The sequence below is a fragment of the Protofrankia sp. Cj5 genome (assembly GCF_917627405.1).
Lineage (GTDB): Bacteria > Actinomycetota > Actinomycetes > Frankiales > Frankiaceae > Protofrankia.
In genome coordinates this window covers 24,595-51,260 of sequence record NZ_CAKJTO010000020.1, presented here as the reverse complement: position 1 = coordinate 51,260, position 26,666 = coordinate 24,595, and the positions used below count along the sequence as shown (strand labels likewise).

The 26,666-nt window shown below is 66.6% G+C and carries 24 protein-coding genes; 5 read left to right on the top strand and 19 right to left on the bottom strand.

Annotation, left to right across the window (positions count from 1 at the left end; genetic code table 11):
- Nucleotides 1-131: 131 nt before the first annotated feature.
- The 7 genes from tatC to pafA all read right to left on the bottom strand — a co-directional run bounded on the left by tatC (nt 132) and on the right by pafA (nt 6,065).
- On the bottom strand, nt 132-1,103 hold the full coding sequence (tatC, locus tag MJ777_RS06895; RefSeq protein WP_239311183.1) for a twin-arginine translocase subunit TatC: 972 nt from the start codon (nt 1,101-1,103) through the stop codon (nt 132-134).
- Between the two features lie 42 nt (nt 1,104-1,145).
- Nucleotides 1,146-1,457 carry a Sec-independent protein translocase subunit TatA gene (gene tatA / locus MJ777_RS06890; RefSeq protein WP_239311184.1) on the bottom strand — a complete coding sequence of 104 codons (312 nt, stop codon included), beginning with the start codon at nt 1,455-1,457 and terminating at the stop codon, nt 1,146-1,148.
- 128 nt (nt 1,458-1,585) lie between these two features.
- Complete coding sequence (locus MJ777_RS06885; RefSeq protein ID WP_239311185.1) at nt 1,586-1,843, bottom strand: hypothetical protein; 258 nt, start codon at nt 1,841-1,843, stop codon at nt 1,586-1,588.
- 9 nt (nt 1,844-1,852) lie between these two features.
- Nucleotides 1,853-2,842, bottom strand: coding sequence for a YafY family protein (locus MJ777_RS06880; RefSeq protein ID WP_239311186.1), 990 nt, complete (start codon nt 2,840-2,842; stop codon nt 1,853-1,855).
- Complete coding sequence (locus MJ777_RS06875; RefSeq protein WP_370651646.1) at nt 2,839-3,900, bottom strand: helix-turn-helix transcriptional regulator; 1,062 nt, start codon at nt 3,898-3,900, stop codon at nt 2,839-2,841. Before MJ777_RS06875 ends, MJ777_RS06880 begins: the two co-directional genes overlap by 4 nt.
- Before the next feature lie 154 nt (nt 3,901-4,054).
- Nucleotides 4,055-4,693: an FKBP-type peptidyl-prolyl cis-trans isomerase gene (locus MJ777_RS06870; RefSeq protein WP_239311188.1), complete on the bottom strand. Its 639-nt coding sequence runs from the start codon at nt 4,691-4,693 to the stop codon at nt 4,055-4,057.
- Between the two features lie 13 nt (nt 4,694-4,706).
- Nucleotides 4,707-6,065: a Pup--protein ligase gene (gene pafA, locus MJ777_RS06865; protein ID WP_239311189.1), complete on the bottom strand. Its 1,359-nt coding sequence runs from the start codon at nt 6,063-6,065 to the stop codon at nt 4,707-4,709.
- Nucleotides 6,066-6,227: 162 nt separating this feature from the next.
- Here pafA and MJ777_RS06860 point away from each other — a divergent pair, with 162 nt between their 5' ends.
- The gene (locus MJ777_RS06860; protein ID WP_239374243.1) at nt 6,228-6,998 is read left to right on the top strand and encodes a dienelactone hydrolase family protein; all 771 of its coding nucleotides are present in this window, start codon (nt 6,228-6,230) and stop codon (nt 6,996-6,998) included.
- A gap of 325 nt (nt 6,999-7,323) precedes the next feature.
- Here MJ777_RS06860 and prcA read toward each other — a convergent pair whose 3' ends face one another.
- The 5 genes from prcA to arc form a co-directional block, all read right to left on the bottom strand.
- Nucleotides 7,324-8,049, bottom strand: a complete 726-nt coding sequence (gene prcA, locus MJ777_RS06855) for a proteasome subunit alpha (RefSeq protein ID WP_239311191.1) — start codon at nt 8,047-8,049, stop codon at nt 7,324-7,326.
- Nucleotide 8,050: 1 nt separating this feature from the next.
- Nucleotides 8,051-8,875 carry a proteasome subunit beta gene (gene prcB / locus MJ777_RS06850; RefSeq protein WP_239311192.1) on the bottom strand — a complete coding sequence of 275 codons (825 nt, stop codon included), beginning with the start codon at nt 8,873-8,875 and terminating at the stop codon, nt 8,051-8,053.
- A gap of 541 nt (nt 8,876-9,416) precedes the next feature.
- Complete coding sequence (locus tag MJ777_RS06845; RefSeq protein WP_239311193.1) at nt 9,417-9,635, bottom strand: ubiquitin-like protein Pup; 219 nt, start codon at nt 9,633-9,635, stop codon at nt 9,417-9,419.
- A 289-nt stretch (nt 9,636-9,924) separates the two neighbouring features.
- Complete coding sequence (gene dop, locus MJ777_RS06840) at nt 9,925-11,442, bottom strand: depupylase/deamidase Dop (protein ID WP_370651647.1); 1,518 nt, start codon at nt 11,440-11,442, stop codon at nt 9,925-9,927.
- 412 nt (nt 11,443-11,854) lie between these two features.
- Nucleotides 11,855-13,660, bottom strand: a complete 1,806-nt coding sequence (gene arc, locus MJ777_RS06835) for a proteasome ATPase (RefSeq protein WP_239311194.1) — start codon at nt 13,658-13,660, stop codon at nt 11,855-11,857.
- Nucleotides 13,661-13,780: 120 nt separating this feature from the next.
- Between arc and MJ777_RS06830 the strand changes: the two genes are divergently transcribed.
- Nucleotides 13,781-14,110, top strand: coding sequence for a ferredoxin (locus tag MJ777_RS06830; RefSeq protein WP_239311195.1), 330 nt, complete (start codon nt 13,781-13,783; stop codon nt 14,108-14,110).
- 61 nt (nt 14,111-14,171) lie between these two features.
- On the opposite strand, the gene MJ777_RS06825 is transcribed toward MJ777_RS06830, so the two are convergent.
- A complete protein-coding gene (locus MJ777_RS06825; RefSeq protein WP_239346616.1) occupies nt 14,172-15,110 on the bottom strand; it encodes a tRNA (adenine-N1)-methyltransferase in 939 nt (312 codons plus the stop codon).
- Nucleotides 15,107-16,300 (bottom strand): site-2 protease family protein, encoded by a 1,194-nt coding sequence (locus MJ777_RS06820; RefSeq protein ID WP_239346617.1) that lies wholly within the window; start codon nt 16,298-16,300, stop codon nt 15,107-15,109. Before MJ777_RS06820 ends, MJ777_RS06825 begins: the two co-directional genes overlap by 4 nt.
- A gap of 371 nt (nt 16,301-16,671) precedes the next feature.
- On the opposite strand from MJ777_RS06820, the gene MJ777_RS06815 reads away from it, so the two are divergent.
- The 3 genes from MJ777_RS06815 to MJ777_RS06805 all read left to right on the top strand — a co-directional run bounded on the left by MJ777_RS06815 (nt 16,672) and on the right by MJ777_RS06805 (nt 21,378).
- Nucleotides 16,672-17,610 carry a PD-(D/E)XK nuclease family protein gene (locus MJ777_RS06815; RefSeq protein ID WP_239346643.1) on the top strand — a complete coding sequence of 313 codons (939 nt, stop codon included), beginning with the start codon at nt 16,672-16,674 and terminating at the stop codon, nt 17,608-17,610.
- A 258-nt stretch (nt 17,611-17,868) separates the two neighbouring features.
- Nucleotides 17,869-18,834 (top strand): ABC transporter ATP-binding protein, encoded by a 966-nt coding sequence (locus tag MJ777_RS06810; RefSeq protein WP_239312265.1) that lies wholly within the window; start codon nt 17,869-17,871, stop codon nt 18,832-18,834.
- 3 nt (nt 18,835-18,837) lie between these two features.
- Nucleotides 18,838-21,378, top strand: coding sequence for an ABC transporter permease (locus tag MJ777_RS06805; RefSeq protein ID WP_239312263.1), 2,541 nt, complete (start codon nt 18,838-18,840; stop codon nt 21,376-21,378).
- Between the two features lie 126 nt (nt 21,379-21,504).
- Here the strand turns inward: MJ777_RS06805 and MJ777_RS06800 are convergent, their stop codons facing one another.
- The 5 genes from MJ777_RS06800 to MJ777_RS06780 all read right to left on the bottom strand — a co-directional run bounded on the left by MJ777_RS06800 (nt 21,505) and on the right by MJ777_RS06780 (nt 26,324).
- Nucleotides 21,505-22,371 (bottom strand): ThiF family adenylyltransferase, encoded by an 867-nt coding sequence (locus tag MJ777_RS06800; protein WP_239312261.1) that lies wholly within the window; start codon nt 22,369-22,371, stop codon nt 21,505-21,507.
- A gap of 155 nt (nt 22,372-22,526) precedes the next feature.
- On the bottom strand, nt 22,527-23,027 hold the full coding sequence (locus MJ777_RS06795) for a GNAT family N-acetyltransferase (protein ID WP_239312258.1): 501 nt from the start codon (nt 23,025-23,027) through the stop codon (nt 22,527-22,529).
- A gap of 5 nt (nt 23,028-23,032) precedes the next feature.
- On the bottom strand, nt 23,033-23,773 hold the full coding sequence (locus MJ777_RS06790; RefSeq protein WP_239374240.1) for a 2OG-Fe dioxygenase family protein: 741 nt from the start codon (nt 23,771-23,773) through the stop codon (nt 23,033-23,035).
- Nucleotides 23,773-25,344: a fatty acid desaturase gene (locus tag MJ777_RS06785; RefSeq protein ID WP_239312252.1), complete on the bottom strand. Its 1,572-nt coding sequence runs from the start codon at nt 25,342-25,344 to the stop codon at nt 23,773-23,775. Before MJ777_RS06785 ends, MJ777_RS06790 begins: the two co-directional genes overlap by 1 nt.
- Complete coding sequence (locus MJ777_RS06780) at nt 25,341-26,324, bottom strand: iron-containing redox enzyme family protein (protein WP_239374237.1); 984 nt, start codon at nt 26,322-26,324, stop codon at nt 25,341-25,343. The genes MJ777_RS06785 and MJ777_RS06780 overlap by 4 nt, the downstream gene beginning before the upstream one ends.
- Between the last annotated feature and the right edge of the window lie 342 nt (nt 26,325-26,666).

Genomic DNA, 26,666 nt, shown 5'->3' with positions numbered 1-26,666 from the left:
GGACCGTCCGGCTCGCGTCGCCAGGGCGGCGCCTCGCGATCCATCCACCCGGACGCCGCTCCCTGGTCGAACGCCCTGCGGCCGGGGCCGCCCAGCGGCCAGAGCGAGGAGCGGAGGGCGGGCGGTGGTGCTCAGGTGACGTCGAGGTGAGCCGCGTTCGACGGTGTACTGCCGGTGCCCACGGTGGTTCCCACCGGGTCGCCACCGCTGGAGCGCTCGTCCGGCCGCGGGAGATCGTCGAAGTCGAGCGGTGAAGCTTCGTCGTCATCGAGATCCGCGTACGGCGATGTGTCGCCACGGCGGGCCCGGCGCCGGTCATTGACCCAGCCGATAATGAGCGCGACCTCGTACAGCAGACACATGGGCAGGCCGAGAGCAATCATTGTGAACGGGTCCTGGCTCGGTGTGACCACGGCGGCGAACACGAACACGAGGAAGATCTCGGGACGGCGCCACGCGCGCAATGTCCGCGTGGGAACCACGCCTGCCAGATTCAGCATCGCGACCAGCAACGGGACCTCGAACGACAGCCCGAACACGATGAGCATCGCGATGACGTAGGAGAGGTACTTGTTGACGTCGAGCAGGCTGACGAGACCGTCTCCGCTGAAACCGAGCAGCAGCTGGAGGCCCTTGTTCAGGGTCAGATAGGCGAAGTAGCCACCGAGGGTGAACAGCACCAGGGAAGAGCTGACGAACGCCAGTGACCAGCGGCGCTCGTTGCGGTGCAGCCCTGGCGTGATGAACGACCAGAGCTGGTAGAGCCAGACCGGGGCCGAGACCACGGCTCCGGCGATGAGCGAGATCTTCAATCGGATCATGAAAGCGTCGAGGATGCCGAAGAAGTACAGCTGGCATTCTCCGCCACCGGCACGGGACTTCGCCGGCAACGAGCAGTACGGCTCCTTCAGGAGGTCGAAAATACGCGGTTCGAAGATGAAGCAGACCACGGTGGCGATGGCTAGCGCGATCAGCGCCTTCGCCAGCCGGTCGCGCAGCTCACGAAGGTGCTCGGTGAGCGACATCCGGCTGTCTTCGACCGTCCTGGTACGGCGGAACTGCACCGCCTGCACGATCCGCCGCGGTGTGGGCAACCGGGGCACGGGCGGCGACTCCTGCTCGTGGACGAGAGGGTGAGGGATGTGTCAGCGCTGGAGGCCGCTGTCGCCTGCCGTGACGGAGTGGCCGTTGACCGACGGCGCGCCAGCCGTGGCCTGCTGCGCAGCCGCAACCGCCGGGGCGGGCTCGATCGGCCGTGGTGCCGGTGCCGGCTGGGCCTGCGGCGGCGCGGTCACGGTGGGGTTCTCATCATCCTGGCTGAGGCCCTTGGTTTCGGCCTTGAAGATCCGAAGTGAGCGTCCGACCGAGCGTGCCGCCTCGGGTAGTTTCTTGGATCCGAACAGCAGGATGACCACAAACGCGATAATCAGAAGCTCGGGGGTACCGAGATTGGGCATGGCGTGCCTCCTTCACTTCGATGTCCGGTCCCAACGACCGGTGCGCGCCTGATACTACGTCGGCTTGATGTTACGTCGGCTAGCCTGGCCTCGTCAGACAACGGCCTGATGTTATGCACGTGACGGGCTCATAACCAGGATCTGTCGTGTCGTGACCGGCTGCCCGGCCCGGCCGATGCCCGCTCACCGAGTCTCGCGCTGGCCTCGGCGGCGTCGAGCCGTCCAGCCAACGCGGCCGTCTCCTCGGTGAGGCCGGCCAGCCGGTCCCGCAGCTTCCCGACCTCACTGGTGACCAGGCGCACCCTGCTGAACAGGCGATACGCCAACGCGCCAAGCGCAACGCAGGCCAGCAGGACAAGAGCACAGTCGATGAGCAGCCAACGCACGGGATCAACCTACCCCGCTCGCGGCCGGGGCTGGAGGCCGTAGGCAGCCAAGGCACGGACAGCGACAGCGTGCACCTCGGCCGCGAGCTCCGCCGGCTCCACCACCCGTGCCTGGTCCCCGAGACCCAGCACCAGTCTGCGTAACCAGCCTGTTTCCGACACCCGCAGTTCGATCAGCAGGCAGCCGGCTCCGATCTCCCGCTGGGACTCGACCGGGTAGTAGTCGGCAACCCAGCGGGCTCCCGGATGCAGTTCGAGCACGGCCCGAAGATCGTATGGCCCGGGCTGGTAGAGGCTGCCCGTGGTCTCGCGCGGCGCCGCCGTGGGCGGCGGCGCGGCCGGGAGGTCGAGAACGGTGACCCCCTGGGAACCGTCGATCCGGTCCAGCCGGAACAGCCGGACCGCCTTCGACCGATGGCACCAGCCCTCCAGGTACCAGCGGCCGTCACGGGCCAGTACCCGCATCGGATCGACATCACGTTCGGTGAGTTCGTCGCGGGACCAGACCAGGTAGCGAAGGTGCAGCCGCCGCTTCCGGGCGACAGCGTCCTGGATGATGCGCAGGACCTCGTCCTGGGCATCGAGCTCGACCCTGACCCGTTCCGCGGGCAGGGCCCCGACCGCTTTCTCCAGTTTCGCCACCGCGCGGTCGAGAGCGTCGCGGGCGGACAGCCCGGGCACCTCGGCGAGGGTGCGGGCCGCGACAACCAGCGCCATGGCTTCGTCCGCCGACAGCCGCAGCGGCCGGTCAAGGGTCTGCGGGTCGACAACGGTGACCTGATCGGCGGAGTAGCTCAGGTCGATGAGGTCACCGGGCGCACCGCCAGGCAGGCCGCAGACGAACAACAGGTCAAGATCGTCCCGGAGCTGCCGTACGCTGATCCTGAAGGTCGCGGCGGCTTCGTCGAGGGTGACGCCCGGGTGCGCCCGCAGCCATGGCACCAGGGCGAGCAGCCGGCTCAGTCGATCGGTCGAGGCTTCGGCGGCCGACGGGCTCACGGTGCCGCCGGTCCCGCGGTCGGTGCCCGCTCCGTGCACGGCCGGGGAGCCTGGCCGCCCGGTACGGTGTGCGCCCACGCCGCGTCGGTCAGCCGGCGCACCACCTCGGTGCGCAGCTGCCGGGGCCGTACCACCAGGACGTCATCGCCGTACCCCACCACCCAGCGGGCCATGCGCTCGATATCGGAGTAGTCAATCTCTACGATGTCCATCCCGGTCATGCCCGGCACGCCCGTGTCCTGCCCGGTCGCCGCGGACAGGACACGGGCGTGCCGGCGCAGCGCGTGGCCAGTCCCCGGACGTATCCGCAGTACGGCGGTGCGGGTCCGTTCCGGCGGCGCGGACGCCGACACCAGCGCCCGCAGATCGACGGTTTCGGGCATCCGGACCGCCCCGGGCGGTCCGACCGGGCGCACGGTGCCGGTCACCCGTGACAACCGGAACACCCGGGCCGCGGCGCGGTCCTGATCATGCCCGGCCAGGTACCAACGTCCCCGCCAGGACACCACACCCCACGGTTGGACCCAGCGTTCGCTCGGTTCGGTCTCCGTCGGTTTGCGGTAGGGGAAGCGGATCGCCTGCCCGGCCTGGACCGCCGCGAGGCACGGCGCGAACGCCGGTTCGGTCGTGCCGACGCGGGGTTCCAGGCCGTCCGGGCCGGGCAGCGTGGGAGCGCCCCCGGCCGCGAGCTTGAGTAGCGCGCTTGCGCTCGCGGCCGCCAGCGACGTGCTCGACCACAGCCGCGCGGCGAGCCCGAGGGCGGCCGCCTCGTCCGGGTCGAGGGATATCTCCGGCAGCGCGTAGTCGCTGCGCCGGATGCGGTACCCGACGTCATCGCTGAGGAACGAGTTCGATCCGGTCTCCAGCGGGATGCCGAGGTCGCGTAGGTACTGCTTGTCCCGCTCGAACATCCGGCGGAACGCCTCCTGCTCCTCGGCGGTCTCGCCAGGGGCGAAACCGTCCACGAGTTCGCCGATTTCGGCCACAGTGAGAAAACGTGATGTTGCCATCAGGCACATCGTAAGGTTCAGCAGCCGTTCCAACCGCCGACGGGACACCGTATGAGGCTAGGCCATCCGCGTTGGATCTTCAGGAGCGGCCGGTGAGAGCGGCCGGCGACAAGGATGCGGCATCGCGGGGAAGCACTGACACGCAGTGCGCACCTCAGCCCTTCCCCGCGATGCCGCATCCCCGCTGGCCAGTCGCCCTGCGTCAGCGATCCGTCGCCTGCAGCCCGACCAGGTCCACGACGAAGACGAGGGTCGAGCCGCCGGGAATCGGCCCCTGGGCCGTTGAGCCGTAGCCGAGGTCCGGCGGGATCACGATTTCCCGGCGACCGCCGGTCTTCATGCCGGCGATGCCCTGCTGGAAGCCTGGGATGACACCGCTCAGCGGGAAGATCGCGGCCTGTCCGCGGCTCCAGCTGGAGTCGAACTCCTCACCGGTGGTCCACAGCGTTCCGACGTACTGCACCGAGACCGTGCTCTGCGTGGTGGCAGCCGCTCCGGTACCGACCACGAGATCCCTGGTCAGCAGCTTGGTACCGGGTGTACCGGACCCGGCCGCGATCGTCGGCTTGGCCTTGAGGTCGGTCGCGCCGGTGACCGCGGGCAGCCCCACGCCGCTGGCGGCGGGGCCGAGGGTGTCCGCCAGCCGTACCGGCGCGGCCTTGGTCCCGTCGGGCGCGGTGGAGCTGCCGCAGGCGGCGAGTGCGCAGGCAAGCAGAACCGCTGACAGCGCGGCGGACAGGCACCTGGCCGCGGCAGGCGTGATCGGCGCTTCTCCCGGTCCGCCGAAGGCCCGGGAGAGGGAGAGCTGGACGCCCTTGACGGGGCGGCGAAGGTCGGTCACAGGCGGGTGGTCCTCACATGCTGGCGATGAGCTTGTCGACTCGGTCGTCGACGGAACGGAACGGATCCTTGCACAGCACCGTGCGCTGAGCCTGGTCGTTCAGCTTGAGGTGCACCCAGTCGACGGTGAAGTCGCGCCGTTTCTCCTGCGCACGCTTGATGAACTCACCACGCAGCCGCGCCCGGGTAGTCTGCGGCGGGATGGACTTCGCCTCGAAAATATCAAGGTCACGACTGACCCGCTCCACCAGCCCGGCCCGCTCCATCCGGTAGTACAGGCCCCGCTGACGGTGGATGTCATGGTATTTCAGGTCCAGCTCGGCGATCCGGGGTGAGGCCAGGGACAGGCTGTGCCGGTGCCGGAACCGGTCGATCAGCACGTACTTCGTCACCCAGTCGATCTCGCGGGCGACCAGCTCCAGATCGTCGGTCTCGATCGCGAGAAGCGTTCTGCCCCACAGGTCCAGGACACGTTTGGCGATCGCGTCCCCGCCCCGGCGCTCGATGAACTCGACCGCTTTGCTGAAGTACTCACGCTGGATCTCCAGAGCGCTGGCCTCGCGCCCGCTCGCCAGTTTGATCTTACGCTGGCAGGTCATGTCATGACTGACTTCCCGGATCGCCCGGATCGGGTTCTCCAGGGACATGTCCCGTAGCACCACACCAGCCTCGATCATGCGCAGGACGAGATCGGTCGAGCCGAGTTTGAGCAAGGTGGTGGTCTCGCTCATGTTGGAGTCGCCGACAATCACGTGCAGGCGCCGGAAACGCTCGGCGTCCGCGTGCGGTTCGTCCCGAGTGTTGATGATCGGGCGGGATCGGGTCGTCGCCGAGGACACCGACTCCCAGATGTGCTCGGCGCGCTGCGAGATGCAGTACACGGCGCCGCGAGGGGTCTGCAGCACCTTGCCCGCCCCGCACAGGATCTGTCTGCTCACCAGGAACGGCACCAGGACGTCCGCGAGCCGGCTGAACTCGCCGTGCCGGCCGACGAGGTAGTTCTCATGGCAGCCGTAGCTGTTCCCGGCCGAGTCAGTGTTGTTCTTGAACAGATGGATGTCCCCGGCGATGCCCTCTTCGCGCAGGCGTCGTTCCGCCTCGACCAGCAGCCCTTCCAGGATGCGCTCGCCGGCCTTGTCATGGGTGACGAGATCGGGAACGGAGTCGCACTCGGGGGTGGCGTACTCGGGATGGCTGCCGACATCGAGATAGAGCCGGGCACCGTTCTTCAGGAAGACGTTGCTGCTGCGGCCCCAGGACACGACCCGCCGGAACAGGTACCGCGCCACCTCGTCCGGAGACAGCCTGCGCTGCCCACGGAAGACACAGGTGACGCCGTACTCGTTCTCCAGGCCGAAGATGCGGCGATCCACACCGATGACCCTATGCTTCGCGCGCGCCGCGGTGTGGCCGGACGCCCGCACCGGCGCTTTCGTCGTCGTGGCGGCGGTATGCGGGAACTGTGCGTAGTCAGCCCAGGAGCCGTCGGTCGCCCGCTATGTTCGAATGGGCCGGCCGTGGGCAGGATGGCGGACATGACGTCGGAGATCAACCAGTCGGAGATCAACCAGTCGGAGAACGGCCAGTTGCGGACTGTCGCGACGCTGGGCGGCGCTGTTCCCGCCACGGTGGTGGCGCCGGCCGCGGACGACCCACCGTACGGCGGGGTCATCGTGGTTCACGACGCTCGGGGCATCACGCCCTACCTCACCTCGGTCTGCGCGCGGCTGGCCCAGGCCGGCTGGCTCGCCGTGGCACCGCACCTCTACCACCGGGACGGCTTCGCCGAGGTCGAGCCGGCGGGTGGCTGGCCTACCGCGGTCGCGCGGATGGGTACCCTGACCGGCCCGGCCATCGCGGCGGACATCGACGCCTGCCTGGCCCATCTCGCGCACAACGGCTTTGGCCCCGAGCGGACAGCGGTGATCGGTTTCTGTATGGGCGGGACGGTGGCGCTGGGCACCGCCGCCCGTCACAGCATGGGCGCGGCCGTGTCGTTCTACGGCGGCGGCGTGAGCACGCCGTACTGGGAGGGGTGCGCGCCCCTGGTGGAGATCGCCCCCTCGCTGCGCACGCCGTGGCTCGGTCTCTACGGTGAGGACGACGCGCTGATCAGCCGGGCGGAGATCGAGGTGCTGCGGGCGGCGGCCACGACGTCAGCGGTACCGACCGATTTGATCGTTTATCCGGGCGCGGGACATGCCTTCCATAGCGACGACCGTGCGGAGGTCTACCGGCCCGAGGCGGCCCGGGACGCCTGGCGCAGGACGCTGAGCTGGCTCCGTAGCCAGGTGGCCCCGGGATAGCGCTGGGAGCGCCGGCGGCGGTGCGGGCACACCCGCCCCTGCACCGAGCCGCCTGCACCGCTGCTCGCCGTATTCCAGCCACCGCTTCGCGCTGGCTGGGAACCCCGTTGCCCGCCGCCCCGCGGGCCACGTCCCAGATCATCGCCGCTATCAGCCGTATCAGCCGTATCAGCCGTATTGGCTGTTGTCGGTGAGCCGGGCAGCAGCGCGCGCTGCGCAAGCCCGGCATCGCGGACCGACCGGTGCCGACAGGCCAAGCGTACGCGATGGCCTGTCGGTGTGCCGCAATATGATCGATTTTGTGGGGCGGCTTTCAGAACCCGTCCTAGCGGTCGTCCTTGTCCGCGGTTTCGGCGAGCAGGACGTCGAGCTGCGTGCCGGAGATGCGCTTGAACAGCCGGCGATTGCGGGTGCGGTCGAGCATGGCCACTTCAAGGTTTGCCGAGGACAGGGCGCGGTCGCCGTTACCGCCCGCGGGCGTGCCGGCCCGCAGCGCGTTCACGGCTGCTCTCAGCGCGGTGGCAAGCGGCTGGCCGTCCGCGTGATGTTCCTTCAGGGATGCGCTGACCTGCTCGGACTGCCCGCCGATGGCCACGAATCCACGTTCGTCCGCGATCGACCCGTCGTAGGTGAGCCGGTAGATCTGGTCGTCCTCGGCCCGCTCACCGACCTCCGCGACCACGATCTCCACCTCGTACGGCTTGATGCTGTCGGTGAACAGGGTGCCGAGCGTCTGGGCGTACCAGTTGGCAAGCGCTCGCCCGGTCACGTCACGGCGGTCGTACATGTAGCCGCGGACGTCCATCATGCGCACGCCGGCAGTCCGCAGGTTCTCGAACTCGTTGTACTTGCCGACCGCGGCGAACGCGATCCGGTCGTAGATTTCGCTGATCTTGTGAAGGGTCGACGAGGGGTTCTCGGCGACGAACAGGATGCCGTCGGTGTAGGTCAGCACCACGACACTACGGCCGCGGGCGATGCCCTTGCGGGCGTACTCGGACTTGTCCCGGACGAGCTGTTCTGGGCTGGCGTAGCCAAAGGGCATGGTCATGTCAGCCTCCCGGGTTCGTCATGCGGTCAGCGACGACGGCCTCGACGACAGCGCCCACCTCGTCATCGAGGAAGCGGCGGAAGCCGTCCGCGGTAACCGAGGCGACCACCGGGTAGAGACGGCGGACGAGGTCGGGACCGCCGGTCGCGGAATCGTCGTCGGCGGCGTCGTACAGGGCCTCGACACAGACCCGCACCGCCTCCGTCGCGGTCAGGTCCGCCCGGACGAGTTTTTTGAGCGCGCCGCGGGCAAACACCGAGCCCGATCCGATGGCCTGGAAGGAGCTGTCCTCGGCCCGAGACCCGGTGATGTCGTAGGAAAAGATCCTCCCTTTGCCGGTGTCGAGGTCGTAACCGGCATACAACGGGACGACCGCGAGTCCCTGCAGAGCCATCCCAAGGTTGTTTTTGATCATGAATGACAAGCGGTTGGCCTTGGCGTCCAGGCTGAGGGTCGAACCCTCGATCTTCTCGTAGTGCTCGAGCTCGACCTGGTACAGGCGGACGAGGTCCGCACCGATCCCGGCCGTGCCCGCGTACCCGACGCAGGAGTACTCGTCGGCGTGAAACACTTTTTCGACGTCACGTTGTGCGATCACATTGCCCATGGTCGCGCGGCGGTCACCGGCCATGATCACGCCGCCGGGAAACGCCACCGCCACGATCGTCGTGCCGTGGGCCACCTCGGTGGCGGCGACCGGCAGCCGCTCGCGCGCGCCCGGGAGCAGATCGGGCGCGGCCGTGGCCAGGAACTCGGTGAACGACGACGTTCCCGGTGTCATGAACACAGACGGTAGACGCCCCGCGACTCCCGCTGGATCAGCCACAAATCCCCCTTCAGATAGTTGATTGCCTGGGCCGGCGGTCGCCGGTCGTCGGTGAGGTTCCCGAGACCAACGGTGCCGTTGCCGCACACGATGTCACTTGATCCAGCCAGCGTCGGAGCCGGCATGTCGGCAAGCTCATTCCCGTGCGGCCTGCTGTGATCAGAGAACAGGTGTCGCTTGCGGGCTCCGGCAGGAGGCCGTTCGATCAGGAAGCGGTGTCCGGGTGGATGGGTCGCGAAGCGGCGCGGAGACTCACCGGAGATGGTGGGTGGCGACCGACGAGCCGTACCCGTGCATCGCGCGGCAACGGACGGGCAGCGATGACGCGAGGCGCCGACCAGGCGGCGCGAGCCGGGCCCGGTTGCCGGAGCCTCTGAGAGCGTGTGTGAGATCGTCATTCCGCCTCGCCGCGTCCAGGTGCCCCCTGGCCGCGTTGTCGGCCACACCGAGACAACTCATCCGGTATCGCTTCGGCCTTCCGCCTTGCCCGGGGGCGCCTGGACGGGGCTCACTGATCGAAAGCCCGATCTCACACACGCTCTTACTCCCCCCCTTTTTGTACGTAGCCCTTCACGAATTCCTCGGCGTTCTCCTCGAGTACGTCGTCGATCTCGTCGAGCAGGGAATCAACGTCCTCGGACAGCTTCTCGTGCCTTTCCTTGAGGTCGCTGGCGCTGGACTCCTCGACCTCGACCTCGTCGCTCTGGTCCGCCTTGCGCCCCGAGCGCTGCTGACCGCCGCCGGTGTCCTTGGTAGGCATGAGACCTCCTTCGATCGTGATGAAGCGACACTATCCCCGGGCTCCGCCATCCTGAACCGCTCGCGGGCGCCGCCGTCAACCTCGCCCTGGCGGCAGCGACGTCGAGGAGTGCACGGGGCCACGTCAGAGCACCACTTCATCACGATCCGGCCCGCACGTCGCGACGTCCGCCCACGGCGCAATACGCCGCTGGCCACCTCCCACGCCGGCGCGCGCAGGCGCACTCTCCCATGTCGGGATATGACCGGTTGCCGATGCTTCCGCGAGGCCGCGAGGCCGCGGCCGTGGGTCAGCCCTTGGCGAGTGCGTCCACGAGGTCCAGCGCGGTCGGGCAGCGGGCCAGCAGCTCGCCCACGTGCGCCCGGGTTCCGCGCAGCGGCTCCAGGGTGGGTACCCGTTGCAGGGAGTCACGCCCGACATCGAAAATGACCGAGTCCCAGGACGCGGCGGCGACCTGCTGGGGATACAGCGCCAGGCAGCGGCCGCGGAAGAACGCCCGGGTGTCGTGCGGGGGCTCGGTCATGGCACGGACGATCTCGTTCTCGTCAAGCAGCAGGTCGACCCGCCCGCGGGCGGCCAGGCGGTTGTAGAGGCCCTTGTCGGGCCGGACGTCGGAGTACTGCAGGTCGACCAGCTGCAGGCGCGGAGCGTCCCAGTCGACACCGTCGCGGGCCCGGTAGCCTTCCAGGATGGCGAGCTTGGCGACCCAGTCCAGCTCCCGGGAACAGCTCATCGGGTCGTCCTCAAGACGGACCAGGACTGATTCCCAGCGTGCCAGCACGTCCGCGGTCTGGGCGTCCAGGTCGGTGCCGAAGCGGTCCTCGACGTACTTGCGGGCCTGCTCCAGGTACTCCATCTGCAGCTGGACGGCGGTCATCTTCCGGCCGTCCCCGAGGGTCAGCAGGTGGCGCAGGGACGGGTCGTGGGAGACCGCCCGCAGGCCGGCCACGGGGTTGTCGACGGTCAGGTCGACATCCAGCCAGGAACTTTCGATCATCGCGAGGACAAGCGAGGTAGTTCCGATCTTGAGGTAGGTCGAGATCTCGCTCATGTTCGCGTCGCCGATGATCACATGGAGCCGGCGGTACTTCTCCGGGTCCGCATGCGGCTCGTCCCGGGTGTTGATGATCGGACGCTTCAGGGTTGTCTCCAGCCCGACCTCGACCTCGAAGAAATCGGCCCGCTGGCTCAGCTGGAAACCGGCCTCACGGCCGTCCACGCCGATGCCGACCCGGCCGGCGCCACACACGACCTGCCTGGAAACGAAGAAGGGCACGAGGTGGCGGACGATGTTGGCGAACGGTGTGGAGCGGGCCATGAGGTAGTTCTCGTGGCAGCCGTAGGAGACGCCCTTGTTGTCCGTGTTGTTCTTGTACAGGTGCACCGGCATCGTGCCCGGGACGGACAGCGCCCGCCGCGCGGCCTCGGCCATGACCCGCTCCCCGGCCTTGTCCCACAGCACCGCGTCGCGCGGGTTCGTCACCTCGGGGGTGGAGTACTCGGGGTGGGCGTGGTCGACGTAGAGGCGCGCGCCGTTGGTGAGGATGACGTTGGCGAGCCCCAGGTCGTCCTCGTTGGCGGGAGCCGACGGATCGGCCACGGGCTCGCGGGGGAGCTCGAAGCCGCGTGCGTCGCGCAGCGGTGACTCCTCCTCGAAGTCCCACCGGGCCCGGCTCGTGCCGGTTGCCTGTCGGCTGGCGTAGGAGTTGACCACCAACGACGAGGCAAGCATCTGGTTGGTGGTTGGCTGACCGGGCACCGACACGCCGTACTCGGTCTCGGCTCCCATGATCCGGCGAACGCTCACACTCTCAGCGTAGGTGTTTTGCGGCCGTACCGAGACCTGGATTCGATGGCTGACTGTGCGTGACTGTCTGGCGGATCTCCGAAAACAGGCCGAGCGGCACGCTGCCAACGACATACGAGCCGTTGACAGCCCTGCCCCAGGCACATAACCGATCAGGGGCGGACGTAAAAATCATGGTCTGCGCGATGCGATGTGATGTGGCTGAGGGCCGCGGCTGGCGAGGGAGCGTTGAGCGGCTCCGGCAACAGGAAATGTAGATCAAGAAGCGAGGCTGGGGGCGCGTCACGAGACGGAGGCAGCGGAGAACACCGGTGGTGGGCAGGGCGGGAGATCCCACCCTGCCCACCACCGGTACAGCGCCTTGTCACCCGGTGTCCGGGCTTCCACCGCGAAAATCGGTTACAGATATCGGTTACAGATACTGGCCCGTGTTGGCGATCGTGTCGATGGACCGGCCGGCTTCGGTGCCCTTGGTGCCGGTGATGAGCGTGCGGATGTAGACGATCCGCTCGCCCTTCTTGCCGGAGATACGCGCCCAGTCGTCCGGGTTGGTCGTGTTGGGCAGGTCCTCGTTCTCCTTGAACTCGTCGATGCAGGCATTGAGCAGGTGCTGCATGCGCAGCCCCTTCACGCCTCCCTCGATGAGCTGTTTGACGGCCATCTTCTTGGCACGGGCGACGATGTTTTCGATCATCGCGCCGGAGTTGAAGTCCTTGAAATACAGGACCTCCTTGTCGCCGTTGGCGTAGGTGACCTCGAGGAAGCGGTTCTCCTCCGTCTCGGCGTACATCCGTTCGACAACCCGCTGGATCATCCCTTGGCAGGTCGCCTCCCGGCTGTCACCGTGCTCGGTGAGATCCTCCGGATGCAACGGGAGATCCGGCGTCACGTACTTGGCGAAGATGTCCTTGGCCGCTTCGGCGTCCGGGCGTTCGACCTTGATCTTCACGTCCAGCCGCCCCGGCCGCAGGATCGCCGGATCGATCATGTCCTCGCGGTTGGACGCGCCAATCACGATCACGTTCTCCAGCTGCTCGACGCCGTCGATCTCACTGAGCAGCTGCGGAACGATCGTGTTCTCGACATCCGAGGACACTCCTGACCCGCGGGTCCGGAAGATCGAGTCCATCTCGTCGAAGAACACGATCACGGGCATGCCCTCGGACGCCTTCTCGCGCGCCCGCTGGAACACGAGCCGGATCTGCCGTTCGGTCTCGCCCACGTACTTGTTCAGCAGTTCCGGGCCCTTGATGTTCAGGAAGAACGCCCGTCCGCTGCCCTGGCCGGTCTGTGCCTCGACCTTCTTCGCGAGCGAGTTCGCCACCGCCTTGGCGATGAGCGTCTTGCCGCAGCCGGGCGGGCCATACAGCAGGACGCCCTTCGGCGGCTTCAGTTTGTGTTCAAGGAAGAGATCCTTGTAGAGGAACGGCAGCTCGACGGCGTCACGGATCGACTCGATCTGGCCCTTGAGGCCGCCGATCTGTTCGTAGCCGATATCCGGGACCTCTTCGAGAACCAGCTCCTCCACCTCGGACTTGGGGATGCGCTCGAAGGCGTACCCTGACCGGGTCTCGACCAGCAGCGAGTCACCGGCCCGCAGCCGTCCGTCCAGCAGCGGCTGGGCGAGCATGACCACGCGCTCCTCGTCGGTGTGGCCGATGACCAGAGCTCGATCGCCGCTCTCAAGGATCTCCTTGAGCAGGACGATCTCACCGTGGCGTTCGAACGCGCGTGCGTCGACGACGTTGAGGGCCTCGTTGAGCATGACCTCCTGCCCGGGGCTCAGATCGACCACGCCAACGTTCGGTGACACCGTCACCCGCAACTTGCGGCCCTGGGTGAACACATCGACCGTGCCGTCGTCGTACGACCCGATGAAGATCCCATAGCCGCTCGGCGGCTGGGCGAGCCGGTCGACTTCTTCCTTCAGCGCGATGATCTGGTCGCGAGCTTCGCGCAGCGTGGCCACGAGCTTGTCGTTCTGCCCGCTGACACCGACGAGATCCGCCTGTGTCTCAGCCAATCGTTCCTCAAGGGCACGGACCTGCCGCGGGGATTCGTTGAGTCTCCGCCGCAGCATGGCCACCTCCTCCTCAAGGAAGGCGACCTGAGTTGTGAGCTCGTGCACTTCCTTCTCGTATGCCGACGCTCGTGAATCTCCATCACCTGGACGACCCGAGCTCCCACCGGAGCCAGAGCCCGAACGGGGACCGGACACCGCGCCTCCACCTCCCCCGTGCTGACCGGGACGCACCCAACACTACCGTTGTGACCGCCGCTGGCACGCCTGTCTGACGACTACGAGCCTGCTTTGCCGTAAACAGCGAGTTACGGTGCCATGGTGACAGAAGATCGGAGCTCTGTGGCAACGCCCAGGAATCTCACCGGACCAACAACACCGCCGGCGTTGCGGGTACGCATCGACCAGGACGCCTGTACCGGAGACGGACTCTGCGTCCAGTTTGCTCCGACCGTCTTCGAGTTCGATGTTGACGGGCTGGCGTACGTGAAGGGGCCGGACGGGCTGCTGCGCACGAAACCCGGTGAATCGGTACCGATACCACTGCCGCTGGTAGGCGATGTGGTCGCGGCTGCGGACGACTGCCCGGGCAACTGCATCTACGTGCAGCGTCCCGACGGCACCCTCGAGGCCGGGCCGGGCAGCTGAACCGTCTGTTTCGCAACGCGCTGTCGCGCTACGGCTCCCCGCCGGGGAGCCGTAGCGCGGATCAACGTACGACCGATTCTGCCCCCTGTCGGGAATCCGACAGCGCGGAACCGGGCGTTGGGGACGTCTGCTCGGTCACGTCGGGCCGTGCGCCCTTCGCCGGGCGCCGTCGCCGCGGTGGCGGGGTGACCCCGTCCGCGAGCCGCCGGGCTGTCACGAGGAAGCCGGTGTGACCGACCATCCGGTGGTCCGGGCGTACGGCCAGCCCATCCACATGCCAGGTGCGCATCATCGATTCCCACGCCGCCGGTTCGGCGAACGTGCCGTACTCGCGCAGTGCCTCGACCACCCGCGCGAGCTGGGTGGTGGTGGCCACATAGACGCAGACGACCCCGCCCGGCACCAGCGCGGCGCTCACCGCGTCCAGCACCTCCCACGGGGCCAGCATGTCCAGCACCGCCCGGTCCATGTCGCGCTCGGTCGCCTCGGCCAGATCCCCCACCCGCAGCGTGTGGGCGGGATGCGGCCCGCCGAAGAAGGCCTCGATGTTCTTCTGGGCGATCTCGGCGAAGTCGGGCCGCCGTTCGTAGGAGACCAGCCGCCCGGTATCGCCGACCGCCCGCAGCAACGAGCAGGACAACGCGCCCGAACCCACCCCGGCCTCCAGCACCCGCGCGCCTGGGAAGAGGTCGGCGTACGCCACGATCTGCGCGGCGTCCTTGGGGTAGACCACGGCTGCGCCGCGCGGCATCGACAGGACGAAGTCGGTCAGCAGCGGACGCAGCGCCAGGTACGGTGTCCCGCCGGTGCTTGTCACGACCACGCCGTCGTCCCGGCCGATCAGGTCGTCGTGCTCGATAGCGCCGGAGTGGGTGTGGAACTGGCGGCCGGGCTCGAGCAGGACGGTGTGGCGCCGCCCCTTGGGGTCGGTCAGCTGCACCCGGTCGCCCTTGGTGAAGGCGCCGCGGCGGTGCGCCGCACCGGTCGGCGGCCGGTTCACGAGCGGACCGCCGACCGGGCAGCGCCCGCTGGGTCGATGCGAGCGACCAGATCGACCATGGCGAGGATGCCGACCGGGCGGCCGCCCTGCGTCACCAGGTATTCGGACGCCGGTGTGCCCCGCACGGCTGCCAACAGATCCTCACCTTCCAGCTCAGCGTCGAGCACCATGCCGGGCTCGAGCGTTCGGCTCACCTCGTCCACGGTCATCCACGGCCGGCGATGCTCGGGCAGGGCGTCCACGGCCGACCCGTTCATGACCTTGAGCGGTGTCCCGTCGGAGCCGACGACAGCCACCGCGCTCGCGCCGAGCTCACGCGCCCGCCGCAGCGCCTCGGCGAGCGGCACGGCACCCTCCACCGGCAGCGTGCGACGCGCGAGCCGACCGGCGGATACCCCTGGCAGGCGCATGTGGATCTGAGCCTGCCGCAACAGCTGATACGCCCCAGCCGCGATGAACGCGCTCACACCGAGCAGGTAGACACCGCCGAAGTCGCTACCGGGGGCGAACAGGCCCCACAGCGCCAGCAGGACGGCGACCAGGAAACCGCCGTAGGCGCCGACCCGGATGCCTTGGAGCTTGTTCTTGGTGGCGCCCCAGACGGCGGCCACGACCAGCCGGCCTCCGTCCAAGGGCAGGCCGGGCGCGAGGTTCAACACGCAGAGGGCAAGATTGGTCACGGTAAGGTCAAGGATGACGACACCGGGCTGCGTACCGCTGTCCACCACCGTCAGCAGGGCAAAACCCACACCCGCGAGCAGACCGTTGGTGGCTGGACCCGCACCGGCCACCAGGAATTCACGGACCGGTGTCTGAGGCTCCGGCGATATCTCGGTGAACCCGGCGAATCCGTGCACGGTCACCGCCCGGACGCCGAGACCGAACCCCAGTGCCATGAGGCAATGGCCGAGCTCATGGATGACCAGCGAGGCGACGAATCCGGTCGCGGTAAGAGCGGCCAACAGATACAGGCGGCTGTCGGCGACATCCGGCAATCGGTCCCGATTGGGACCGATCAGCAGCCAGCAGATGATGACGGCGAACACGAGCGCCAACGGAGACAGGTACACCGGTACGCCGCGGACCCGCCCGATGAGCAGACCGGGTGCGTGACGGGGCTGGTCACCACCGCTGCCGTTGCCCGCGGCAGGGGGAGTGACACGATGGACCTGGTCCGGCTGATCGGCCATGTGTGCGATGCTACGGCCTCCCCCGGATAGCGGCTCCGCCGCGATCCGGGGACCCCGGGCTCTATGGCGGGCGGTTGTCCGGGGGGCGCGTCATCGCCGTTGGCGATGACGCTTGATCGGGTTGGTGGTGGTGGATAGCGGCTCCGCCGCGATCCGGGGACCCCGGGCTCTATGGCGGGCGGTTGTCCGGGGGGCGCGTCATCGCCGTTGGCGATGACGCTTGATCGGGTTGGTGGTGGTGGATAGCGGCTCCGCCGCGATCCGGGGACCCCGGGCTCTATGGCGGGCGGTTGTCCGGGGACCCCGGCTGAGCGGGCTGCCGCCCAAGGCGTCGGCGAGATTGTCGGAGCGGCGGCTTATGGTCCACAGCCATGAAGCCTTCCACGGGGGCTGCCGGCACATCCGGTGGGCAGACTCCGTCCCCATATGATCATTCTTCGCCGGATCAGGTCCGCGTCGTCGGTTCGCTTTCGCCCTCGCGGGCGGGTGACTTCATGAGCTGCCCGCTGCGTTACCGGTTTCGCGTGATCGACCGGCTGCCCGAACCCCCGAGCTCGGCCGCGGTGCGCGGAACGGTCGTCCACTCCGTGCTGGAACGGCTGTTCGATCATCCCCCTCCCGGTCGCACGATCACCACGGCCGAGGCGCTGCTGGAGCCGGCCTGGCGTGATCTGCTCACTCGGGAACCAGAACTCGCCGGCTTGTTCACGGACGACGCCGAGCGGGCGGTGTGGATGGATTCGGCCCGGGCGCTGCTGGCCGGGTACTTCAGCCTGGAGGATCCGGCCCGCCTGGCGCCGGCCGCCCGGGAGCTCTACATCGAGCACGTGCTCGATTCCGGAGTACGCCTGCACGGATATATCGACCGGCTCGACGAGGCGACGACCCCGGACGGGGTGGCGCTACGGGTCATCGACTACAAGACCGGGCGCGCGCCGGGGCAGGCGTTTGAGGGCTCGGCGTTGTTCCAGCTGAAGTTCTACGCCTACCTGGTCTGGCGGATCCGCGGCGTGGTCCCTCGTGAACTGCGGCTTTACTACCTGGCGGACCGCACCTGGCTGCGGGTCGCCCCCGATGAGGCGGACTTGCGGGCGACCGAACGGAAGATAGGCGCGCTGTGGTCGGCGATCAGCCGGGCACGCCATACAGGTGACTGGCGGGCAACCCCGAGCAGACTGTGCGATTGGTGTGATCACAAGTCCCGGTGCCCGGCGTTCGGTGGCACGCCACCACCGCTGCCCGCATCCGATAGCGAGGGCGGCGCGGGCGCCCATGAACCCGCGCCGACGGTGTCTGAGGCAGCTGGCTGACAGTGGGGGGACAGCGACGCTCGGCGGGGATTCACTGAAGTCCGCGGCAGGCGAATCTTCGGTTCTTCTGCCGTCTGCCGACAATGCGGATCCACCTCTGCCAGAGCAGCGGTGAAGCGGCTGACGGGACGGGCGGGCGCGGATGGGACAGTACCGGGGACGGCGGTATCGCGGTGGTATTGATGATCCATCGGACAGAATCTTGCGCATAATCGGCCAAAGGTGGCGTCACCGTGGCTTTCGAAGGGAGCTTTTTTCATGAGCCGAGCGGGCCGGGCTTCCGGCACTGATCCGTCCGCTCCTTCCGCCAGGCCGGTGGCCTCCTCGAATCCGGCCCACGGCGGGCTCGGTACGGGAACGGAGGTGGTTCCCGCGGCGCGGGCCGCCGGGCTGGTCAAGATCTATGGATCCGGGCAGACCGCGGTCACCGCGCTGCGTGACATCGATGTCTCTTTTCCCCGCGGGCGGTTCACCGCGATCATGGGGCCGTCCGGGTCGGGGAAATCGACTCTGATGCACTGCCTGGCAGGCCTTGACACCGTGACCCGAGGCCAGGTCTTCGTCGGTGATGTGGATCTGTCCCGGTTGTCGGACAAGCAGCTCACCCACCTTCGCCGTGACCGCATCGGCTTTGTGTTCCAGCAGTTCAACCTGCTGCCGACACTGACCGCCGCGGAGAACATCACGCTTCCCCTCGACATCGCGGGCCGCAGGCCCGACCAGGCATGGATGCGGCAGGTGATCGATGCGATCGGCCTCGCGCCACGCCTGGGACATCGCCCGTCCGAGTTGTCCGGCGGCCAGCAGCAGCGGGTCGCGTGCGCCCGCGCGCTGGTCACCCGGCCGGATATCATCTTCGCGGATGAGCCCACCGGCAATCTGGACTCCAGGTCCGGAGCTGAGGTGCTGTCGTTCCTCCAGCGTTCCGTGCGTGATCTCAAGCAGACCGTCGTGATGGTCACCCACGATCCCACCGCGGCTTCCTTCGCCGACGAGGTTGTCTTCCTCGCTGACGGAAAACTTGTCGACTCGATGCCGGACCCGACCGCCGAAAGCGTTCTTGAGCGGATGAAACGCCTCGACCAGCTCCAGCAGAAGGCCGATATGGGGGAGGATGGCCGGGCGGACCAAGCTGTGGACCAGGCCGCGGGGCAGGCCTGGCCGGATGGGGAACCGGCGGCCCTGGACGGAAGTACCGGCCACGGACCAGCGGGCAGGGCCTGAACAATGTTGCGTACCACCCTTAAGATCCTGCTGGCCCGCAAGCTCCGATTGATGTTGTCCGCCCTTGCGGTCGTGGCTGGGGTCAGTTTCGTCACCGGCACGCTGGTGCTCACCGACACCCTCAACCACACCTTCGACACGCTGTTCGCCAACGTCACCAAGAACATCAGCGTGTCGGTTCGGACGATCAACGCAGTGGACGATGATTCCGCTGGGAACAGCCCCAACCGGCCCGTTCCCAGCTCCCTACTGGAAGTGATCAAAGGCGTGCCGGGTGTCCGGGCGGCCATCGGCGATGTTGACGGAACAGCCGTGTTTGTCAACCCCCGCACCGGCAAGGTCCGTGATACCGGCGGCGCGCCTGGGATCGGCACCAGCTGGGATGGTGGCACGCCGCTGTCCGCGGTCGACATCGCCTCGGGCCGGGAGCCGCACGGCCAGGAGATCGTCGTGGACAAGGGCAGCGCGGACAAGGCGGGGCTGGTGATCGGCGACCAGGTGACGGTGCTGACCAAGGGCACGCCCGCCGTCTACACCCTGGTCGGGACGTTTCGGGTGTCCGGGCAGGACAGCGTCGGCGGTGCTACGGTGATCGCCTTCGACACCCCCACCGCGCAGCGCGTGCTGCTGGCTCCGGACGAGTTCACCTCGATCAGAGTCGCCGCCGTCGCCGGGCTGTCCCAGACCGAGCTTCGCGATCGGATCGCCAGGGTCCTGCCCGCGGGCGTCGAGGCGATCACGGGCAAACAGCTCGCCGATGAGAACGCGAACGCGGTACAAAAAGCCGTCGGCGGTTTCTCCACGTTTTTGCTGGTGTTCGCGGGAATCTCGGTTTTCGTGGGTGCCTTCATCATTTTCAATACCTTCACGATGCTGGTGGCCCAACGGGTCCGGGAGCTTGCGTTGCTGCGGGCGCTGGGCGCAAACCGGCGCCAGGTACGGCTTTCGGTCCAGTTTGAGGCGGGCGTCGTCGGGTTCGTCGGCGCGACTGCCGGGCTGCTGCTCGGTGCGGTGCTGGCCCTTCTGCTGCGAGTGGCGATCGCGGCGTTCGGGGTGTCGCTGCCCAGCGGAGGGCTGGTTTTCCGGCCCCGAACAGTGATCGTCGCCTATGCTGTCGGAATTGTCGTCACGGCGGTCGCCGCCTTCATTCCCGCGCGTAAAGCCGCGTCGGTCCCGCCGGTGGCCGCGATGCGCGAGACCTTCGTCCTGCCCACGCGTTCCCTGCGTATCCGTGGCATGGCTGGGTGCGCCCTGAGCGGGATCGGCGCGCTTCTTCTCGTATACGGGCTGACCGCTGTCACCGGGAAGTCCGGGGCCGCGCTGGTCGGCATCGGTGCTGGATTGTGCTTCCTCGGTATCGCCACCCTCTCTCCGCTGCTTGCCAGGCCCATCACCAGGTTCATCGGCGCTCCCCTCCCCCTTGTGTTCGGTGCTACCGGCCGCCTCGGCCGCGAGAACGCGATGCGTAACCCGCGCCGCAGCGCCTCGACGGCATCCGCGCTGATGATCGGCCTTGCGCTGGTCAGCGCTTTCTCGGTACTCGGCGCATCTATCAAGTATTCAGTCAAAGAAACGGTCAGTAACAGTCTCGGTGCGGACTTCTACCTGGCTGGTTCGGGCTTCGGCCAGGGGTTCAGCCCCGAGATAGCCCGTTCCCTGCGGGGCAGGCCGGGTATCGACCTGGTCACGGGGCTGCGGTCGGACATCGCTGACATCAAGGGGAAGAAGGCGACGCTCCTGGCGGGTGACCCGGTCGCCCTGCCGCAGCTGCTCGCGTTGCACCAGGTGACCGGGGATCTCACCAAGCTTGGCAACGGGACCATCATCATGGATAGTGACACCGTGACAGCTGACGGGTTCGCCGTCGGTCAGCAGGTTCCGGTACTTTTCCCGGATGGCCCGACCATGCTCACCCTCGCCGGGACGTACCAGAAAAGCCAGGTAGCTGGCAAGTACCTCGTCTCCCTGAGTGAGTTCAGCCGACACTACAATTCCGACCTCGACATGTTCGTCATGGTCAGGATTGCTTCGGACGCGAAAATCGACCAGGTGAGGAATGAAATCAGCTCCGTTACTCGGTCGTATCCCAACGTGCAGGTGCGTGACCAGTCCGAGTTCGTCCGGCAGCAGGAGAAGCAGGTCGACCAGTTGCTGGGCTTCGTCTACGTCCTGCTGGCGCTAGCCGTCGTGATAGCGCTGTTCGGGATCGTCAACACGTTGGCTCTCTCCGTCATCGAACGGACCCGGGAGATCGGGCTGTTGCGCGCCGTCGGCATGAGCAGACGCCAGCTACGCAGGATGGTACGGCTCGAGGCGGTGGTGATCGCCGTGTTCGGAGCGGTGCTCGGGGTCGCCGTCGGTAGTTTCTTCGGCTGGGCGCTGACCCTTGCCCTCAAGGATCAGGGTATCAACGCGTTCGCCTACCCGCTGGGGACGATCGTCACCGTCGTGATCATAGGCGGTCTGCTCGGCGTCCTCGCGGCCATCTTCCCAGCCCGCCGGGCCGCGAAGATGGACATCCTGCGGGCAATCGCGACGACTTAGCGCGCCCGAGGATGGGACTGTCCGGCTGTGTCATCGCGCCACTGGGGCGGCGCGATGACACAGACAGGATCCCACGGGTTGCCCGACATGCATGACGTCATAGGGCAGCCTGCGGCCAGGACGCTTCTACACGGGCGTGTCGCCGGCTGCCATGCGTTCCTTCAGTTTCCGCACTCCACCCGTCAGATGATGTTCGACGAAACGTCCGACGAGATAGTCGATATGGTAGATATAGGGTACCGGTTTGACGAACATCTCCTTGCCTAGGAGCAGCGCGAAGGCGGACGTCGTACTGAGCGTCGTGGCCAGCAGGCACGCACTGCTGACCGCGGCACCTGTCTGGGCCTCGAAGTCGATGACGGAGTTTTTCAGGTAGCTGTCCTGAAGTGCCAGCGGCGCGATCCCCAGACCAAAGTTTGTGATTTTTTCTTGCTCGCTCAGGTCCGGAGTGAGGTCGAAGAAATCAGCGAAGCCCATGCCCTCGGGGTCGAAGTAGTGGTGTGTCGCGCCGTAGCCTACTGGGCCGGACATGACTACCGGGATCGATCGTTCTCGGGCGCCGCCGTAGACCATGATCCGTGGCTCGATGACGAAATAGTCCAAGGCATCGCAGACGACGTCGACACCGTCGAGGAACTCGTCGACCGTCTTCTTGGAAATGCCCTCGATCTTCCGGATCCGTAGTTCCGGGTTGATGGACAGGAGACGTTCCTCAAGCACGTCCGCCTTACGTGCTCCCACCGTGTGCACGGTGGCGCCGAACTGGCGGCTGAAATTCTCCGGGCCGAAGGTGTCGAAATCGGCGATGTGCACCCCGCCGACCCCCATGCGTACCAGCGTCTCGGCATGGGTATAACCGACACCGCCACAGCCCGGCACCGCGATTGTCTTCGTGGCCAGGGTCTTCAGTTCGGTCTCGTCGATGATTCCCAGCATCCGGCTGAACAGGACGTCACGCGCATAGGGGTTCGCCGTGGCGGTCGGATCGGTCATGATCTCGGCCTTATCATCAGGTGAAGGTTGTGGACAGTTGTGTTCGGGACGCGCTTGTCAAGGCCGCCGGGTGGAGTGTCGTTGCCTGACGTGGCGGGTACGGCACCGGGTCCGCGGCGCCGTATGCACGGATCAACGAGTATCCGCAAGGTAGCTCAGAACGTCCTGTTCCCTGCCCACAGTGGGGCCGCGGACTTGGTTGTGTTGCTTGCCAGTGGCAAGGCCGTGGGCTTGGTGAGGTCCAGGACGAAGTGGAGCCCGACGTTTTCGAAGCCAGCACGATGCCCGAATTTCTGCCCTCTTTCGTTGGCGATGAAGGAGTCGAAACAGGCCGTTTCGCAGTTCTCGTCGCGGGCCAGCTGCAGGAGGTGGTCGAGCAGCGCTCTGCCGACCCCCAGCGAACGCTGTGATTTGTGAGTCACGAAGTGATCAAGGTACATGTAACGCCCGCACCAGAAGCGGGTCTGTATCCAGTAGCCCCCGAGCGCGGTCGGCATACCGTCAACGAGCACCACTGTGCAGTGCCACCCGGCGGAGGAAATAGTGCTGAAGCGCTTACGTAAGACCGCCTCGGACACCGTCGGGTAGAGTTCGACGAGAAATTCGATGACCAGGTCCTCATCATCGTGTGTCAGATCCTGGAATTTTATCTCCATATTTGTCATCCCGTCAGTGGAATTTTGCCGTCTTCCATGTGGGTAAAAATTGCTATCAGGACATCCCGATGCCCTTCGGTTGGCGGCGAGATGCTGTTGATAGGCGTAACGGCGTGCAGGGTCGTTTTGTCGTTGTTGAACAAAAATCCGCCCGCTCCGTCGAGTGCTAGTTCCAGGAGCTTTCTGTGATCACTGTCGTGGTAGAGGACGCTGACGCCTCCCACCACCTGGTGGCGTTCGACCATAACCGTCAGGACATAGTCGACACCGTCATGGTGGGCGCCTTCTGGCGTTGGCTTACCGATGAGTCCGGGGCCGCAGATGATCCGGTTCTGGAAGACCTGGGCGAACCAGGCCGGGTGACCTGTCAATGCCTGCAGCTCGCCGCAGGCCCAGCGGAGCGCCGTACGAAGCACTGGGCTGCTGGCTGTTACGGCTTGCATGGGCGCGAAAAGCCGTTCAATCCCGCCGTTAAGATAGTTCGTCGTCGTGGTCTGTGTGTAGGCGCGGTGCGGCAGCAGCTCGACGGTGCCGCTGGCCGGAACGAGGTGGAACTCGGCGTATCGACGCTGCCGGTAGCGGCCGTGGTCGGCCATGTACCGGTCGAAGGGCAGGTCGTTCCAGGACTGTGCGAAGGAGTCCCAGGGCGACCCCGGCGTGGCGGTGACCCCGAGCTCGGCGGCGATACTGCCATGCGCGTAACCGACCGTACCCAGCTCTCGGGTGACAGAGCGGACCGGTCCCATTATTGTGGCCTCCTTGGTGGGTCTGCGAGGACATGAGGCAGGGCTGGGGCGCCGGCGTCGTCGAAACGCCGTACCATGCCGTCGTACTCGCTCTTCTTCTTCCACTCCGGGTCCGGCGGCTGATAGTTCTCCCGCGGGCAGTGCTTCGAATGTTGCCCGGTCACACGGTCGTGCAGGTACCGCGGACAATTCTCGAAGATATTCCGTACACGGACTTCGACGACCGCTTCCGCGCCGATGAACTCACTGGTCCGCGCCGGGTCGGTGTGGACGCTGGCAGCACCGTTGATACGTAGCTTCACCGGCCTTCCGGGGTCGATGAACAACAGTCCCACCGCCGGGTTGGCCCGGATGTTGCCGAGGCTGCGGAACATTCCGTTGCCGTCGTAGCTAGGAAAGCAGAAGGTGTGCGGGCCGGTTACCCGCACGAAACCAGGAAATCCTCCCTTGTACGAGCAGTCCGGCCGCCCGTCGGCATCGGCGGTGGCCAGGTAGAAGCAGTCCGCCGCCTCGATGATCGATACATCCTGTGTGGAGAGGGCGGGTGCCACGTACCGGTCGGCGATGTGCTGGGCGAGCCGTTCGGTGCCGAACTCGCGCTGCAGTTCGAGGGAGCCGGCGTGGTAGAAAGCTGGTTCCCTCGGCGCCTGCTGAGACTGACGGCGGCGAAGCGACAGGCTGTGCAGGAACTTCTGGTAGAAGACTGGGTAACTGGTGAGCACATATGTCCCGTGGGCTTGGACGAGTGGATGCCGCGGCGACAGTTTCTGTAACGGCACCAGCATCGCCAGATGATGCTCGACATGTAGGTTGTTGCTGTTGGTGAACCAGCGGGAAAAGCGGCTGCCTGTAATCGAACGAGTGTTGCGTAGAATATTCCTGGAATCGCTGTCACAGTAAATGTGTTCAGGCAGCTCAATGAGGAAATGAAGCGGGGTGGCAAGGAGGAACGGTAGCAGCCACAGCCGTAGGACCAGCTGGCCACCGCCGAGCGCCACGGCGATGACGAGGATAGCGAGGAAAGCACCGATAATACGGTACTCGGCCGTGACATAGCGGTGCGTCTTTGGGCTGATCTGACCCCCGGAATATCTCCATTCTCCCTTGAGTGACTGCCCTGTGGAACGCGCTACGGACACTACCCGGCCATAGTTGAGGAGTTCACGGAGAAATGATGAAAATGTCATGTGCTGTCGGGTGTCGAAATCGAAGAACGCGGTGTCGGCGGCCGTGCCTATATTCTTGTGGTGCTGGAGGTGGCGCACCCGGTAGTGACTGAAGGAGACCAGGAAGGGCAGGCTCATGGCCATGCCGACCGGGCGGTGCGGACGGGCCGACCGGAACGCGCTGTGGTGCAGGCACTGGTGCGCCAGCTCGACCCAGTGGACCATCATCGCCGCGAGCAGCAGCACGCCGGCCATGGCTGGGAGAACAGAGGACCGCAGCGCCAGCCAGCCGCCGATTGAGGTGAGTATGCCTGCGACGCAGATGCGCCCCAGAAAGGTCATCTCGTCCTGCCGGGTGACGAGGGTGCGGGCCAGCAGCGCCGCCGGAACATCGTGTTCACTCATGACAGGCTTTTGATGATCGTTCGCAGCCGGCGCATCCTCATTAAGATCATTTGATAATAGGCGTCCGCCACATCGACACGGATACATACGCCGAGACAGATCTCCCGAAGGACCGCCGGTGACGTGCCGGCGAGCGCCAGAAGCACGTTCTCAAGCCATTCTTTCCCGTGGTCCGCGTCGACATGGATGTGCAGGCGCTGGTATTCGATGGCCGTATCCGGCACGCCGGCCCGAGCACAACCGCGGACCATGGCCTCGAAGCGCGGCGACGCGCTCTGTTCCAGCACTCCCATCGCGCCCAGGCCACGCGGGGTGAGATGGCGGTGGATGCCATAGGACATCAGCAGGCAGGCGTTCTCGTAGATTTCGGCGCACTCCAGATCGTCGATGCCGGCGCCGTGGGCGGCAAGCAGGCTCGACATGTAGGCGCTGGAAGAGGCGAACAGGCGTGTGTGGACCTGGCTCGGATCGCCGCGTCCCATCTCGTCCCAGTAGTTCTCCGCGATGGTCATCTTTGCCGCGCCTGAAAGACCTACCTGGGCCAAGGCGACCAGATCGTCGAATCTGCCGTCGACCAGCTCCTCGGCCGCTACGAAAAGCGCGATTTCGGGCAGGCTGGCCTCATGCTCGAGGTAGTGGCAGAAGTCGGGCTGCTCGTGGTTCCTGGCGGTGGTGAGAAACCACTCCTGGAACTCGTCGACCGAGCGGGGTAACCTCGCCAGGTCCACCCGCGACTCACGCGAGGTGTGCCAGGCCCGTTCGATCTCCCGAATCTGTGGATCGGTGTTGAGGCACGGGACGCGCTCGAAGTCCTGCGCGCCGGCGAGGTAAGCCGTGTAGTAGGCATGCAGATGCCGTAGTACGTCCAGCTGGCTGGCAGGATCACCGTCACCAGCCGTCGGGAATGCACGTTCGATGACATCGGGCCGGGCTAGCGGCGCGGTCAGGGTGTGTCGGGGAAATGCTGAGCCAATTAGCATAAAAAATGTCATTCCGATCCGCGTTGATCGAGCACAGAGACAGACGCGGTTCACCTCCTTGGCGCGGCACGCCGGATGATGCGCGCCTGTTCGACGCTCTTCCTTTGCTGAGGCAGTGGACGCCGGCCCACTACGTCCCTGTCGTGCCTATCCATAGTGGAAGAAAATCGTCTCAGACGCATCAGAAACCCGTGACCAGCGGCATTACCATCAGCCCGCTGGCAGACAACCGTGCCAGCGGGCTGATGGGGCGCGGGTTTTCCCGGCGGCTGTCGACCGCATCCCGTGGCGGGAACGCGGACGTGGGCACGCCGGGGTGGCCGGTTGGCGGTACGGAGGTGG

What these genes read in the sequence shown, in the direction of transcription:
- tatA (WP_239311184.1), bottom strand. Translation starts at nt 1,457, where the DNA reads ATGCCCAATCTCGGTACCCCCGAGCTTCTGATTATCGCGTTTGTGGTC.
- MJ777_RS06860 (WP_239374243.1), top strand. Translation starts at nt 6,228, where the DNA reads ATGACGTCGGAGATCAACCAGTCGGAGATCAACCAGTCGGAGAACGGC.
- prcA (WP_239311191.1), bottom strand. Translation starts at nt 8,049, where the DNA reads ATGACCATGCCCTTTGGCTACGCCAGCCCAGAACAGCTCGTCCGGGAC.
- MJ777_RS06845 (WP_239311193.1), bottom strand. Translation starts at nt 9,635, where the DNA reads ATGCCTACCAAGGACACCGGCGGCGGTCAGCAGCGCTCGGGGCGCAAG.
- MJ777_RS06830 (WP_239311195.1), top strand. Translation starts at nt 13,781, where the DNA reads ATGGTGACAGAAGATCGGAGCTCTGTGGCAACGCCCAGGAATCTCACC.
- MJ777_RS06820 (WP_239346617.1), bottom strand. Translation starts at nt 16,300, where the DNA reads ATGGCCGATCAGCCGGACCAGGTCCATCGTGTCACTCCCCCTGCCGCG.
- MJ777_RS06815 (WP_239346643.1), top strand. Translation starts at nt 16,672, where the DNA reads ATGAAGCCTTCCACGGGGGCTGCCGGCACATCCGGTGGGCAGACTCCG.
- MJ777_RS06810 (WP_239312265.1), top strand. Translation starts at nt 17,869, where the DNA reads ATGAGCCGAGCGGGCCGGGCTTCCGGCACTGATCCGTCCGCTCCTTCC.
- MJ777_RS06805 (WP_239312263.1), top strand. Translation starts at nt 18,838, where the DNA reads ATGTTGCGTACCACCCTTAAGATCCTGCTGGCCCGCAAGCTCCGATTG.
- MJ777_RS06800 (WP_239312261.1), bottom strand. Translation starts at nt 22,371, where the DNA reads ATGACCGATCCGACCGCCACGGCGAACCCCTATGCGCGTGACGTCCTG.
- MJ777_RS06795 (WP_239312258.1), bottom strand. Translation starts at nt 23,027, where the DNA reads ATGGAGATAAAATTCCAGGATCTGACACACGATGATGAGGACCTGGTC.
- MJ777_RS06790 (WP_239374240.1), bottom strand. Translation starts at nt 23,773, where the DNA reads ATGGGACCGGTCCGCTCTGTCACCCGAGAGCTGGGTACGGTCGGTTAC.
- MJ777_RS06785 (WP_239312252.1), bottom strand. Translation starts at nt 25,344, where the DNA reads ATGAGTGAACACGATGTTCCGGCGGCGCTGCTGGCCCGCACCCTCGTC.
- MJ777_RS06780 (WP_239374237.1), bottom strand. Translation starts at nt 26,324, where the DNA reads ATGCTAATTGGCTCAGCATTTCCCCGACACACCCTGACCGCGCCGCTA.